Source organism: Ruegeria sp. AB8 (assembly GCF_056542605.1).
Window position 1 is genome coordinate 160642 of sequence record NZ_JBQGAB010000004.1, and the last position, 14144, is coordinate 174785.

14 protein-coding genes are annotated in these 14144 nt (G+C 56.9%); 5 read left to right on the forward strand and 9 right to left on the reverse strand.

Going from position 1 to position 14144, the window contains the following annotated elements:
* Positions 1-167: 167 nt before the first annotated feature.
* On the forward strand, positions 168-539 hold the full coding sequence (locus tag ACR0CG_RS06075; RefSeq protein WP_480523382.1) for a hypothetical protein: 372 nt from the start codon (positions 168-170) through the stop codon (positions 537-539).
* On the opposite strand, the gene ACR0CG_RS06080 is transcribed toward ACR0CG_RS06075, so the two are convergent.
* The 8 genes from ACR0CG_RS06080 to ACR0CG_RS06115 all read right to left on the reverse strand — a co-directional run bounded on the left by ACR0CG_RS06080 (position 453) and on the right by ACR0CG_RS06115 (position 9226).
* Positions 453-1289: an alpha/beta hydrolase gene (locus tag ACR0CG_RS06080; RefSeq protein ID WP_480523384.1), complete on the reverse strand. Its 837-nt coding sequence runs from the start codon at positions 1287-1289 to the stop codon at positions 453-455. The two genes, ACR0CG_RS06075 and ACR0CG_RS06080, sit on opposite strands and share 87 nt — an antisense overlap.
* Positions 1286-2179 (reverse strand): tryptophan 2,3-dioxygenase, encoded by an 894-nt coding sequence (locus tag ACR0CG_RS06085; protein ID WP_480523386.1) that lies wholly within the window; start codon positions 2177-2179, stop codon positions 1286-1288. Before ACR0CG_RS06085 ends, ACR0CG_RS06080 begins: the two co-directional genes overlap by 4 nt.
* Before the next feature lie 280 nt (positions 2180-2459).
* Positions 2460-3392, reverse strand: coding sequence for a phosphotransferase enzyme family protein (locus ACR0CG_RS06090; protein ID WP_480523388.1), 933 nt, complete (start codon positions 3390-3392; stop codon positions 2460-2462).
* Positions 3389-4681 (reverse strand): aspartate aminotransferase family protein, encoded by a 1293-nt coding sequence (locus ACR0CG_RS06095; RefSeq protein ID WP_480523390.1) that lies wholly within the window; start codon positions 4679-4681, stop codon positions 3389-3391. Before ACR0CG_RS06095 ends, ACR0CG_RS06090 begins: the two co-directional genes overlap by 4 nt.
* Position 4682: 1 nt before the next feature.
* Complete coding sequence (locus ACR0CG_RS06100) at positions 4683-6167, reverse strand: aldehyde dehydrogenase (RefSeq protein ID WP_480523392.1); 1485 nt, start codon at positions 6165-6167, stop codon at positions 4683-4685.
* A gap of 5 nt (positions 6168-6172) precedes the next feature.
* Positions 6173-7693 carry a tripartite tricarboxylate transporter permease gene (locus ACR0CG_RS06105; protein ID WP_480523394.1) on the reverse strand — a complete coding sequence of 507 codons (1521 nt, stop codon included), beginning with the start codon at positions 7691-7693 and terminating at the stop codon, positions 6173-6175.
* A 7-nt stretch (positions 7694-7700) separates the two neighbouring features.
* Positions 7701-8240: a tripartite tricarboxylate transporter TctB family protein gene (locus ACR0CG_RS06110; protein ID WP_480441575.1), complete on the reverse strand. Its 540-nt coding sequence runs from the start codon at positions 8238-8240 to the stop codon at positions 7701-7703.
* A gap of 56 nt (positions 8241-8296) precedes the next feature.
* On the reverse strand, positions 8297-9226 hold the full coding sequence (locus ACR0CG_RS06115; RefSeq protein ID WP_170611300.1) for a tripartite tricarboxylate transporter substrate binding protein: 930 nt from the start codon (positions 9224-9226) through the stop codon (positions 8297-8299).
* Positions 9227-9332: 106 nt separating this feature from the next.
* Here ACR0CG_RS06115 and ACR0CG_RS06120 point away from each other — a divergent pair, with 106 nt between their 5' ends.
* Positions 9333-10112 carry an IclR family transcriptional regulator gene (locus ACR0CG_RS06120; RefSeq protein ID WP_480523396.1) on the forward strand — a complete coding sequence of 260 codons (780 nt, stop codon included), beginning with the start codon at positions 9333-9335 and terminating at the stop codon, positions 10110-10112.
* Between the two features lie 35 nt (positions 10113-10147).
* Positions 10148-11500: an aminotransferase class III-fold pyridoxal phosphate-dependent enzyme gene (locus tag ACR0CG_RS06125; RefSeq protein ID WP_480523398.1), complete on the forward strand. Its 1353-nt coding sequence runs from the start codon at positions 10148-10150 to the stop codon at positions 11498-11500.
* A 33-nt stretch (positions 11501-11533) separates the two neighbouring features.
* Here ACR0CG_RS06125 and hpaR read toward each other — a convergent pair whose 3' ends face one another.
* A complete protein-coding gene (hpaR, locus tag ACR0CG_RS06130; RefSeq protein WP_480523400.1) occupies positions 11534-11974 on the reverse strand; it encodes a homoprotocatechuate degradation operon regulator HpaR in 441 nt (146 codons plus the stop codon).
* 109 nt (positions 11975-12083) lie between these two features.
* Between hpaR and ACR0CG_RS06135 the strand changes: the two genes are divergently transcribed.
* Entirely contained in the window at positions 12084-12497 is a 414-nt protein-coding gene (locus tag ACR0CG_RS06135) for a 5-carboxymethyl-2-hydroxymuconate Delta-isomerase (protein WP_480523401.1), read from the forward strand.
* A 3-nt stretch (positions 12498-12500) separates the two neighbouring features.
* Positions 12501-14009, forward strand: a complete 1509-nt coding sequence (hpaE, locus tag ACR0CG_RS06140) for a 5-carboxymethyl-2-hydroxymuconate semialdehyde dehydrogenase (protein ID WP_480523403.1) — start codon at positions 12501-12503, stop codon at positions 14007-14009.
* Positions 14010-14144: the final 135 nt, after the last annotated feature.

Sequence of the window (14144 nt, forward strand, 5' to 3'; positions counted from 1 at the left end):
AAGGCACGAAAATTGTTCTTGAGTTCAATCCTACTGGTCGCGGTGGCTGTCCTCGGACTGAGACCCGATCTGTCGGACGCACAATATGATCTTACGCTTGTCAATTTCGGGGCGGTGCAGCACGTGCACAGATGCTTTCGCTGCCACTGATGGTGGTACTGGTCCTGATGACCATGTCGCTGACAAAGCGGCTGAAAGAAGACTATCCAACCGACGAGCTGGAAGGCCGCAAAGACGTGCGTATTCCCATCTCGCCAACCAAACCAACGCCGGGAGAGTCAACCGTGTCACAACGTATTGCTTCGCCTTTCGGCACCGTCATATTGTTGGAAAACCGCTACGAAAACGTGCTGGAACGGATGTTTGGCGAGGACATGCCCGAAGGGCTGCCACGCAATTCACGGGTCCCGGCAGTGGGTGTCTATGAGACTAAAGATGCTTTTATCCTGCTGCTATACCTGAGTTCTGGGTGCCGGGAAGAAGCTGTTTGGATGCATAATAATATCGAAATGGTGCATCCCCTTTTGCACGTCAAATGATACATCCCGACCGGCCTTGCGCAGTAGCGCAGAAAAATCCCGGCTTTGCCGGATAAATTCGCGTGTATCACGTTCGGCGACTGTGACGCGGGTGCGAACATCCGCTGGTGGCAGGTGATGGATCGGTGAGAGGCTGAGGATATCGTCGTCGGTCAACTGCAGGGGGTTGTTGACCGATGTCTGCGCGATCGGCTCCAGATCATAAATGCCACTGATCAGAACCAGGTCTCCGATCATCAAACCCGCCTGCTTCAGGTCTTCGCCAAAGCGGTTCAGTGCCATTGCTGCCAAATGCGCCCCGGCACTGTGGCCGGACAAAGTGATCCGGCCGGGGTCAAACCCCAGTTTCTCGGCCCTTTCTGCAAGCCACAACAGCGCCCGGCCGCATTCCGTGATCATCTCGTCCAGACGCGCTTTGGGGGCCAGTGTATAATTCAGTGTTGCAAAGGCCTGACCCGCGCGAACCAGCGGCTTCGCGACCAAAGCTGACTCACGCTGGCTGAGCGCCTGCCAATACCCGCCGTGGACGAAAACGTGCAGCGGCGCGTTGGCTTCGCTTGCGGGAAAGAAATCCAAAATATTGGACTTGAGGTTCCCGTATTTCAGGTTTTCCAGCACTTCCAGCTCGACACGTGCGGCTGCACTCATATCCGCGTAGGCCGCCAGATAATGAGAGATATCTCCGCCAACCATGACACTTGGAGAGTATTGTCTTTCCAGCTCGTCCGGGGAAAACCCGCGATAGGTCACTTCTTTTCTCCGCCCGCATAGAAAAGCTCGGAACGCATGTCGTACAAGTCGTGGAAGAACTTGAGCTCCAGCGCCTTTTTCAGGAAGGCGACACCGCTGGACCCGCCTGTTCCCGGTTGCATTCCGATGACCCGCTCAACGGCTGTTGCGTGGTCAAAGCGCCATCTTTGGAACAGTGTTTCCACATCCATCAGCTTTTCAGCCAGGGCATACAAGTCCCAATACTTGTCTTTGTTCCTGTAAACTTCGACCCAGATGTTTACGATGCGCGGATCACCCGCATATGGTTGGGAAAAATCACGTTCGACAAGGTCCTGCGGAACATCGAAGCCCTTTCGCGCCAGCATCATGATGACCTCGTCGTACAAAGACGGCTTGGTCAACGCTGCGGTCAACTCCTCCATTACCTCGGGGTCGTGTGCATGAACCTTGAGCGTCGAGGTGTCCTTGTTGCCCAGAATGAACTCGATCTGGCGATAGCCATAACTCTGGAAACCCGATGAACTTCCCAGCGCATCGCGGAACGTCATGTAGTCTGCCGGGGTCATGGTCAGCAGCGTTTCCCAGGCCGCAATCAGCTGACGCTGGATTGCCTTGATCCGATCAATGTTCTTGAGAGCGGGGCCAAAGGCGTCTTGGCGCAGAAAACGCCGGACTTCCACAAGTTGGTGATGCATCAGTTTCAGCCAAAGCTCGCTGACTTGGTGAATGATCACAAACAACAGCTCATCCGGTTCCGCAGGGTCCTGAAAGGTCTTCTGAATGCTCAGCAGGGTCTTGAGTTCCAAAAAGTCTCCATAGCTGCTGCGGTGCTTGGTTGCGAAATCGGTAACCAGAGTGTCCTCGATGCCGCGCTTCAAAAGCCGCTGGTCCTTTTCCTCACTCGCCATTTTTGATCTCCTGAAAGCGGCGTTAACGCTATGCGTTTTCTATTCTTAACCTCTCTATGCCGACTTGGGCTGTGAGGCTACCGCGACATGCAGGGTCCGTTGCCTAAATGGCGTGATTAAGCCGCGTCATTACGACCTATACGGGACGGTCCAATCCGAAGCCTAAATGAAACAGGAACCCGAACGTGGGTAAGGCCTGAATTTTGCGGTGCCACTTCAAAGTTGGGAGTCGGCTGGCGAGCGTGGACGACCTCGAAACTGAGGCTCCATGTCAACCGTTTTACCTGAGGTATCGGCGCGCCAGTTTTCTGGTGTTTTCCACAAATCGGCTGTTCCGATCTTCTGAGCCATCTTCGTGCAACCGGGTCGAAACCCAGCCTACATAAGTTGCCGATCTCAATGCCAGAAACAGATCAAGATGGTTGGTGTCAATCGGACGCTGTGATCGGTATCCGGCCAAAAGCGCAGCCTGCAGTCGATCATAATCGGGTTCCGCGAGGTTTTTGATCAAACTGGTGGCGATGTCAAAAAGGCGAAAACCGAAGCCGGAATCGTCAAAATCGATCAATGAGACCTGATCATTCGCAATCATTACGTTCTCACGGACCAGATCCGCATGGATCAGGCCATAGTCCAGTTCCGATTCAATGCGTTTCAAATCCCGCTCTGCCGTTTCACGGAAGCGCGTGAACAGCGCACGATCGTCATCGCCAAGCGTCGGGTTTTCCCAGAACCGGCCCCAAACGGGTTCCTGGCCGACCAATCCCGGTCGGTCCCAGGACCAGCGCGAAAACCCTGCAGGGCGCTCCCACTCGTCGCTGATGGAGTGCAGGCGGGCCATTTCCCGGCCCAAGGAATGGAAAAGGCCGATGCGGTCTTCGTGATCGATCCCGGTTGTTGTGGACCCCAGTGGCCGCCCCGGCAACCAGGTCAGAACATCGATTTGCATGTTCTCAATGACCTCGAGAAAGTTGCCCCGGTTGCTGGCAATGGGTTCAGGTACCCCGACATGTTCTGCGGCCAACACACCCATCCATTCCAGTTCCGACCACAGTTCGGCATCTGTGCGATAGCCGGGACGATGCAATCGCAGCGCAAAGCTGCGCCCATCCAGCTGTACCTGATAAACGTGGTTTTCGCGGGCCGCTGCCAACGTGCAAACTGCGTCTTGAAACCCCCATAGCGCCAGTGCCTTTTCTGCCGCGTCTATCATGAGCAAATCGGTGTTTCGGCCAGAACTTCATCCAGCGTTTCAAACAGCAAGTCGGCATTCTCGACCGAGAAAGGCATCGGCGGGCGGATTTTCAGAGTGTTCTTGTGACGCCCCAGCTTGGAATGAATGATCCCACGCTGCCGCATTTCGTTGATCACCCGGTCGGTGAAGGCGCTGGCCGGTTCCTTGCTGTCCCGATCCAGCACCATCTCCGCTCCGAAGATCAGGCCCGAGCCGCGCACGTCGCCGATGAAATCATACTTCCGGGCCAAAGCCCTCATGCGCGATCGGGCGTGTTTCCCGACCGTTCTGGCATTTTCCAGCAATTGCTTGTCTTCAATCTCTTCCAGCACGGCCATGGCCGCTGCGCACGAGACCGGGTTGCCGCCAAACGTATTGAAATAGCGATAGCCCTTGCGGAATTTGGTCAGTATTTCGGTGCGTGTGACGACACCACCCACCGGGTGACCATTGGCCATCGGCTTGCCAAGTGTCATGATATCCGGCACCGCGCCCATTTTCTGATGCGCCCACATATGGGTGCCGGTGCGGCCAAAACCGGATTGCACCTCGTCGCAAATCAGCAGCCCGCCGGCCTTGCGGACAATATCGGCGGCGGGTTTCAGCCAGCCATCGGGATGGTCCGGGAACCCTTCGTTCAGGAAATACGGGCAGACAATCAGGGCCGCAAACCCAAGACCGGACTTCTTATGTTCGGCGATTTGTTCGGCCACCGCATCCGCGAACCTGGTGCCGTCCGGGTCCGGGTTGCGAAAGCTGTCGGGCGCTTCGACAAAGCGGAAATACTGGCCCAGCCCAAAACCCACGGCGGGGATGTTCGATTTGCTCAACTGACTGACCAGCGAGGTGTTGCCGTGATAGGTCGCATCGGTTGCGATGATGCCGCGCCTGCCAGTCATGCCCTCGGCCATGCGCAGGGCGATGTCATTGGCCTCGGATCCGGTGCAGGTCAGGATCGCCGTGTCCAGCGAGACATCCATTGTCCCGGTCAGCCTTTCTACATAATCCAAGATCCCGTCATGCAGGTATCGCGTGTGTGTATTGAGCGTACTTGCCTGTCGGCAGATCGCCTCGACCACGCGCGGGTTGCAGTGGCCCACATGTGGAACGTTGTTGTAGCAATCCAGGTATCTGCGCCCTTCGGCGTCCCACAGCCAGACGCCTTCGCCTTTCACAAAATGAACAGGCTCGTCATAAAAGGTCGAGACGTTGGGACCCAGCAGCCTGGTTCTGCGTTCGATCAGTTCTGCGGATTGTTCAGACAACATTTCAGAGCTTTATCCAGGCTGTTTTCAAGTCCACATATTTTTCAAGCGCGTGCAGTGATTTGTCGTGCCCGTTGCCCGATTGACGTATCCCGCCCAGCGGCACCGTCAGATCGGAACCGCCATAAGTGTTCACATGCACGACACCCGCCCGCACGCCTGCCACCATGCGGTGCGCCCGGCTGAGGTTTGACGTCCATACGCCTCCAGCAAGCCCGTATACAGTGGCATTGGCCAGGCGGATCGCTTCTTCCTCGTCCTTGAAGGGTGTCACCGCAAGAACCGGGCCGAATACTTCGTTCTGAAACAGGCTATCGGTCTCTTTCACACCCGCCATCACCGTCGGCGCCATATAGTAGCCGCCGGATTCGGTCAGGATACGGTGACCGCCGGTGCGGCGTTCGGCACCTTCAGCTTCGGCCCTGGTGACGAAGTCCAGATTGGCTTCCAACTCGGGCAGGCTGTGAACGGCGCCGATCTGGCTGTTCAGATCCAGCGGATCACCCACGCGGAAACTCTCGGCGTGGCGCGAGATTTCGGCCACGAAGTCTTCATAGATGTCTTCCTGCACCAGCAGGCGAGACCCCGCAACGCAGACCTGTCCAGAGTTGCGGAAGATACCCGCTGCCGAAACCTTCGCGGCCTCGGCCAGATCGGGGGCATCGTTGAAGACGATGTTGGCGGATTTTCCGCCAAGTTCCAGATAGCAGCGTTTCAAGTTCGACCGTGCGGAATATTCCAGCAGACGGCGGCCTGTTGCGCCTGATCCTGTGAACACCATGATGTCCACGTCCATCGACAGCGCCAGCGCCTCGCCCACGACTGATCCGCGCCCCGTAACAACGTTGAACACGCCGTCCGGAACGCCTGCCGCAGACGCAAGTTCGGCGATTTTCAGCAGGCTGAGAGAGGCGCTCTCTGCCGGTTTCAGAACAATGGAATTGCCCGCAGCCAGAGCAGGTGCGATCTTCCAGCTTCCGATCATCAGCGGAAAGTTCCAAGGCACAATTGCACACACGACACCCACCGGAGCGTGATGGATCAGTCCCAGCACGTCATGTCCGGTCGGGGCGACCTGACCGTAAACCTTGTCTATCGCCTCGGCGTAATAGCGAAAGGTGCCGGTGGCCGAGAGCGCCTCGGCCTTATAGGCCATGTTTATCTCGGTTCCGTTGTCCCGCACGCCCATAACGGCGATCTCGAGTGCGTGGCTTTCGATGAGATCGGCCAGCTTCAGCAGCACTTTCTTGCGGCCGGCAGGCGACATACGGGACCAGCGGCCATCTTCGAACGCCAGGCGCGCGGCGTGCACCGCCGTGTCAACGTCCGATAGCGTTCCCTCGGCAATGCGTGCCAGGGGCTGACCGTCGATGGGCGACAACACTTCGTGCTGCGCGCCGTTCTCTGCGGCCTGATAGGCACCATTGATGAAATGACCACGAGGGGAGATTTCCTGCGCGCGCAGCGCATCAATCGAGGTCTGGTCCATGAGGGTTATCCTTGCTGTGTCGAGTCTTCGTCGCCAATCGGCTGCGGTTTGATCCGTTCCTTGTGTTCCTTCACCAGCGTGCGGATATGCAGCAGAATGACGCCCAGGATCATGATGAACAGGATCGCTGCGATTGGCCTGTCAATGAAATCGAGCGGCGTTTTGACCCGCGCCATGGCGCTGCGCAGCTTGACCTCCATGATGCCGCCCAGAACCATGCCCAGAATGATCGGCACGATCGGCAGGTTCAGACGTTTGAGGATCAGACCAAACACTCCGAACCCTGCCGCAATGGCGCAGTCGGTGACTGAATTGCGCAGACTGAACACCCCGACAAAAGACAAAGTCAGGATCATGATGCCCAGGAACCGGGTCGGGATCTGAATTATCTTCAGCAGCAGATTTGTCGAGAACAACAGAAAGACCAGAACGATCACGTTCAGCAGGATCAGCGACATGTACAGAGCCAGAACAAAATCCATCTGCTCGGCAAACAGTTGCGGCCCGGGGACCACGTTGTGGACATAAAAGACCGACAGCATCATCGCCGTCAGCGCCTCACCCGGGATACCCAACGCCAGCAAGGGGATCATTGCGGCACCTGGGACCGCATTGTTAGCAGCCTCAGAGGCAACCAGACCTTCGGGAGAGCCATTGCCGAAAGCTTCCGGAGTCTTCGAGCTTTTCTGCGCATAGGTGTAGGACAGGAATTGCGAAGTGAATTCGCCTGTTCCGGGAATCATGCCCATCAGGACACCTAACGAAGACGACACCGTCGCGATGCGCTTGATGCCCAACAGTTCTTTGAGGCCGGCGAAGATGTTGCCTCGAACGTGCGCCTCACCGGGCGCGTGTTCCTTGTCGACCAGAAGCAATAGCGCCTGGCTGATGGCAAACAAACCCAGCACAACGACAATAAGGTCGATCCCCGAAGACAACCAGCTTTGGTCAAACGTAAAACGCTTTGTGTATTTGACGGGCTCCAGCCCGACCGTGTTCAGGAAGATGCCGAAGAAGGCCAGCATTGCCGCCGAAAATGTCTGGCCACGATGGGCCAGGATCACCAGAAGGATGCCCAGAAACGCGGCCAGAAAGATCTCGCGGCTGCCGAAATGCGGGGCGACCCATGCCAGAACCGGGGACAGGATGATCAGGCAGAGGATCGAGAAGATGCCGCCAAAGAACGACGCGGAATAAGCCAGCGACAGCGCGCGATGGCCCTCGCCCCGCTTTGTCATTGGATAACCGTCATAGGTTGTCAGCGCATTCACTGCCGTGCCCGGCGTGTTGATCAGAATTGCAGGGATTGCGCCGCCGTACATCGATGAGCCGTAGATACCCAGCAGCAGGGTCAGACCAACAATAGGCTCGAAGGCGAACGTAGCAGGCAGCAGAATGGCGATGGCGACAGCCGCCCCGACGCCGGGCAGTGCGCCGATGATGACTCCGCCAACAGACCCGATGAGCAGTGCGATCAAAACCTGCCATTGGGCCAGAATTGCAAAGCCGGAAATCAGATTGTCCATAGCGGCCTCACAGATAGGTCAGGGCAAAGACGCGGACGGAGTCCGGAAGGAACTCGTAAACCCGACCTGCCGGGATATTCACCTGAAGAAATGCTCTGAAAAGAATGGCGACGCTGGCGCCGAACAGCAGTGAAATCCCGATTGTGCCGGGCGTTCGAAAACCGGTGCGCGCGGCCAGAAAAGCGGCGAACAGCATGGTCGAGGGCAAGTACCCCAGCCACGGCACGGCCACCACGTAGATCAGGAAATAGACAACATATTCAAGAGACATGAGCCAGAAAGTAAGCTCTCTCCAGCGCCCGGGAATACGGGGGGAAACGGCTGAGCCGATCAGATGCAGGGCGCTGAAAATCACCATGCCCCATATGGCGATGGTCGGCCACAGCGACGGCTGCGCAAACCACTTGGTGCGCTTTACCAACTTTGTCTCGGTGCCCAACTGGCTGAGCAGGAACAACGAGAAGGCAAGGAAAAAGACGGCAAAGATGATGTCGCCAGGTCGGCGATACCTTCTGAACATGTCCTGAAGCGTTTTTGCAATCATCATGTCCCTCCCCGACATGCAACAAGGCGCGGGCTTTCCACCCGCGCCCTGTTAGGTGCTTATTCGCCCAGAATCTCTTCGATTTTCGCGAACGACGCTTTGTCCTGTTCGATTTGCGCATTTGACGCGTCAGGGTCCTGCCAATAGATCAACGCACCGGTTTCTTCAGCCAGCTTTTTGGCCTTGTCGGACTCCAACGCCTTTTGCGCGGCGGCAGTGATCTTTTCACGGGCATCTGCCGGAGTGTCCTTGTGCACGAACAACCCGTTCCACAACGCAAGCGGCAGGTCCGGGTTCATTTCGACAACCGTTGGTGTGTCCGGTACAAGCGAAATTCGTTCACCACCGATGCTGGCCAGAATGTTCACATTGTCGAGGCAGGGCAGCACGAGTTGCAGCGTGGTATTGATGACGTCCACGTCACCTGACGCCAATGTGTTGCAGTCCAGCGCGTCGAACGCCGCTTCGCTTGCAAAGTCGAAGCCGCTGCTCACCGCAGCCGCAAACGTAACCTGTGTGGGCGGCAGGACCGAGCCGAAATGGCCAAGAGCCACATCGTTTTCCTTACCGTGCGCTACAAGTTCGTCCCAATTCGAGAATGGCGCATCTTTGCTGGATGCGATCACGAACGGATAGGTCAGGAAAATTCCGATAGGGTCGAATGGATTTGGGTTCAGCTCCGGGATTCCGATCTCGGGCCCGATGACAGGAACGCCAATAACGAAGGATCCGATGGTGTAGCCATCTGCCGGAGCCGTTGCGACCTCAACCGCGCCGGGGAAGGGGCCGCCTCCGCCGCCAGGCTTGTTCACAACCGCGGCCGGAACGCCGTACATGGCCTGGAATTCATCTGCGATCATCCGGGTTAACACGTCTTCCAGATCGCCCGGAGGCCACGGAACCACAAAGGTCACCGGCTTTTCCGGGTATTCAGCAAGTGCTGCTGTTGCAGAGGCTGCAAAAACGGCAGCGGTTAGAATTTTTTTCATTGACGCCTCCCTGGCTTGGTTCATTTTTTGAACCGAAGTAACAACAATAATGTTGCTTTGTTAAATGCTTTCTGTCAAGTATTACGTGCGAAGGAGAGAAAAGCGCATGGGCACCGCTCTTAATGCTTTGAAATTGCTCGAGTTGTTTTCAAGTGCTCAGCCGGAGATCGGTCTGAGCAACCTTGCCCGGCTGTCCGGTATGAACAAGGCAACGACTCTGCGCCACCTTCGCGCATTGGAAGAGTTTGGCCTGATCGAACAAAACCCGCACTCCAAGTCCTATGCGATCGGACCGGCTGTGGTGCGTCTTGCCGCGCTGCGGGAAATCGCAAATCCGGGGCTTGAAGGCGCGCGCGTAAGGATGCAGTCCGCCATGCAGGTAATCGGCGAAAGCATGCACCTTTCGCTGCTGCAACAAGGCAAATTGCAGACCGCTCTGGCGCTGGAAACCACGCGGTACACCGTGCGGGTCAGCCTTGATCCGGCGGAAATTCTGCCGATCAATGCAACGGCCTCCGGCCTGTGCCTGCTGAGTTTTGGCCCCGCTCACCTGCTTGAAGATCTGGATCGCCAGGCCTTGACGTCCTACACAGCGGAAACCCTGGTGTCCCCTGACCTGATACGTGAACGGGTTTCTGAGATCAGGCGCAAGGGCTGGTCAAACAGCGCAGGCGGGTTTGAAGCAGGCGTTTATGGATACGCTGCGCCTGTCTTTGGAATTGATCAGGTGGCGATAGGCACAATCGCAATTGCGGTGCCTGAAATTCGTGCAAACGGCGATCACCTGCCTTTGATCCTGACGACATTGCATTCCCTTTCGCTCGAACTGACTGCGAATTTCGGTGGTCAGTTTCCGCGAAACTTCCCAACCGCGTTCCAGCCCTGACCGATGGGCGGACAAGATCCTCGGAGACCCGTGATATGAAAGACTCCAATTTCCTGAAGGAAAACAACGCGCGCCATTTCTGGCACCCGATGGCACATCCTGCCGACAGTCAAAACAATCCGCCCACCATCCTGACCGGAGGGGAAGGGGTCAGCATCATCGATATTGACGGCCACAAGGCCATCGACGCGGTTGGCGGGTTGTGGAACGTCAATCTGGGTTATTCCTGTGATCCGGTTAAGCAGGCCATTACCGATCAGTTGAATGCGCTGCCGTATTACTCGACCTTCCGGGGCACCAGCAACGACAAGGCGATTGAGCTGTCCTATGAGTTGGCGCAGTTTTTCAAGCCTGATGGTCTGACCCGAGCTTTTTTCACTTCGGGCGGATCGGATTCAGTTGAAATCGCACTGAAGCTTGCGCGACAGTATCACAAAGTGCGGGGCGAGGCCGGTCGGACAAAGTTCATCAGCCTCAAGCAAGGATACCACGGCACCCATTTCGCGGCCGCTTCGGTCAATGGCAACCAGAAGTTCCGCGCGGCTTACGAGCCGATGATGCCGGGCTGTTTCCATGTGCCCGCGCCGTGGACCTATCGCAATCCGTTCGACGAAACAGACCCCGAGCGTCTGGCGCAACTTTGCGTCAAGGCGCTGGAGGCCGAGATCGCATTCCAGGGGGCAAATACCGTCGCCGCATTCATCATGGAGCCGATTCTGGGCGCAGGCGGCGTGATCCCACCACACAAAAGCTTCATGCCGATGGTGCGCGAGGTCTGTTCGAAAAACGGTATTCTTCTTATATCGGACGAGATCATCACTGCTTTTGGTCGTACCGGCAGCGAAAGCGGCGCGCGGCATTGGGGTGTGCAGCCCGACATCATGACGACAGCCAAGGCGATCACCAACGGTTATTTCCCATTCGGTGCGGCAATGATTTCGGGCGCGGTCGCCGAGGTTTTTGAAAGCGACACCACAGGTATGGCGTCAGTCGATCAGGGCTATACCTATTCCGGCCATCCGGTCGGCGCAGCGGCTGCGCTGGCGGCTCTGTCTGAAATCAATCGTTTGCGTGTTTGGGAAAACGCCGCGGCCCGCGGTGAAGAACTTTTTACCGGATTGAAAAATTTGGCTGAAAAACACGACGCAATCGGAGATGTGCGCGGAGGCGAGGGCTTGATGTGTGCGCTGGAACTGGTATCTGATCGTGCAACCAAGGCGCCGGTTGCCAAGCATCTGCCCTTGCAGGTGCAGAAGGCGGCATACGAAGATGGCGTGATGGTCCGTGTGTCGGGCAACAACATCATCCTGTCACCACCGCTGGTCATCACGTCCGAGGACGTGGCCAAGATTCTGTCGGCACTGGATACCGGTCTGTCGACACTTTAGATGCGTGGCTGGCCCCGCCCGGTTTGTGTGTGGTCAGATCTTGACGGCCTGCAACTCCTCAAGCAGGTCCAGAAGGTCGTCCAGCTTGTCCTGACCCATCTGTTCTTCAATGCGATCATAAATTGCAAGGGATGTCGGAAGGTTCTCGGTCAGGATTCCACGACCTGTATCCGTGATCTTCACCATAGACCGGCGCTTGTCCTGACTGTCCTGGCGGCGTGTAATCTGGCCGTCTGCTTCCATGGCGCGCAGAATGCGGGTGAGGCTGGGCAACAGAAGACAGGCCTCTTTCGAGATGGCGCTTTGTTCCATTTCACCAAACTCATCCAGAACGCGAAGAATGCGCCACTTCTGTTCTGTAAGCTGAATGTTGTTCAACATGTCCCGAATGGGCGCCATGACTGTTTCGCGGGCACGCAGCAGCGCGATCGGAAGCGCGCGGGAAGTGCTCTTGGTGTGGCTTTGTGTGGTCATGCCGTTTTCTAGAGCGCTGCTTCCGGAATTGCAAAGATTAACAAGTCAAGTTCTTGACACGTGGTGACGTAATTACTAAACATGTTTACTAATTGAAGGGAAGGGAACCATGCCGCATTTCCACATCGATTACTCTGGTAACCTAGAAGACTGGGTCGATATGGATGGTTTGTGCGAGTGTGTGCGCGCAACAGCAGCAGCAATTGACACGTTCCCGATGGCGGGTATTCGCGTACGCGCCACGCGGGTGCATCACTATTCCATTGCCGACGGGAACCCGGCGCATGGTTTTGTCGATATTTCGATCCGACTGCGCGCCGGTCGCCCCGAAGACGTCAAGCAGGACGCAACGCAGCGCATATTCGAAGCGGTAAGGGCGTATCTTGAACCGGCCCTTTCGATGCACTCCATCGCTCTGTCGCTTGAGATGCGTGACATCGATCCGGACCTTTCGCCCAAGACCGGCACTATCAGAGAGCATCTGGGCCGGGACCAATTGGCTGCAACCCAGCAGGAGACCTGAACCATGAGCGCCTTGGACACCAATATCAAAAAATTGGCGGGGTTTCTGGCCCGGTTCAAAGAGACAGGCATCAAGAACCGCATTGCGGGCGAAGATCGCGACGGGGCGGCCGGAGTGTTTCAATCCACTTCGCCAGTGGACAAGTCCGTGATCTGCGATGTTGCCCATGGGACGGCGGATGACATCGATGCGGCGGCCAAGGCAGCCCACTCGGCATTCGCCGCGTGGCGCGATATGCCCGCTACTGAACGCCGCCGTATCCTGCTGAACGTGGCCGACGCGATCGAGGCGCGTGCCGAGGAAATTGCCCTTTGTGAGTGCTGGGACACCGGTCAGACCCTGCGTTTCATGTCCAAGGCGGCACTGCGCGGTGCCGAGAACTTCCGTTATTTCGCTGATCAGGTGGTGCAGGCAAGGGATGGACAGTATCTTAAGTCACCGACCCTGATGAACATCACCACCCGCGTTCCAATTGGCCCGGTTGGTGTCATTACTCCGTGGAACACGCCGTTCATGCTGTCGACCTGGAAGATCGCGCCGGCACTGGCAGCGGGTTGTACCGTCGTTCACAAACCGGCCGAAGATTCACCGCTGTCGGCGCGTTTACTGGTCGAAATCGCGGAAGAGGCCGGTCTGCCCAAGGGTGTTCTGAACATCGTGAACGGGTTTGGACCGGATGCCGGTAAGACGTTGACCGAACATCCGCTGATCAAGGCCATTGCTTTTGTCGGAGAAAGCCGCACCGGCAGCATAATCACAAAGCAGGGCGCGGATACGCTCAAGCGGATGCATCTGGAACTGGGCGGCAAGAACCCGGTGATTGTCTTCGATGACGCCGACCTGGACCGCGCGCTGGATGCCGTGATTTTCATGATCTACTCGATCAATGGGGAACGTTGCACATCGTCTTCGCGTTTGCTGGTACAAGACACCATCAAAAACGAGTTCGAGGCCAAGCTGGTAGAACGCGTGAACAGCATCAAGGTCGGTCACCCGTTGGACCCGGCGACCGAGATCGGCCCGCTGGTAACGGAAGAGCACTACAATAAAGTCACCTCGTATTTCGACATCGCCAAAGACGATGGCGCGACTATCGCAGCCGGCGGCGTCAAAGTGGGGGACGAAGGGTATTTCGTGCGGCCAACCTTGTTTACAAATGCCAACAACCAGATGCGCATCGCGCGCGAGGAAATATTTGGCCCGGTTCTGACGTCCATCCCGTTCTCGACCGAAGAAGAGGCGCTACAGATCGCAAATGACACGCCTTACGGCCTTACCGGTTACGTCTGGACCAACGACCTGACGCGTGCCCTGCGGTTCACGGACAAACTGGAAGCAGGTATGATCTGGGTGAATTCGGAAAATGTGCGCCACCTGCCCACGCCCTTCGGCGGCGTCAAGGCGTCGGGTATCGGCCGGGACGGCGGCGACTGGAGCTTTGAATTCTACATGGAACAAAAGCATGTTGGCTTTGCCACCGGTCAGCACAAGATCATGCAACTTGGGAAATAGTATCGTGCAGCCTGATCCCTTGGCAGGGGTTGGCTGACTATAGTTGAATCAGGAAGTGCGCATCATTGGTCCATCAAACGCTCGGACCATAGGACGTTCTGGCAGTCAGGCCAGACGTCACGATCATAAGGAGGA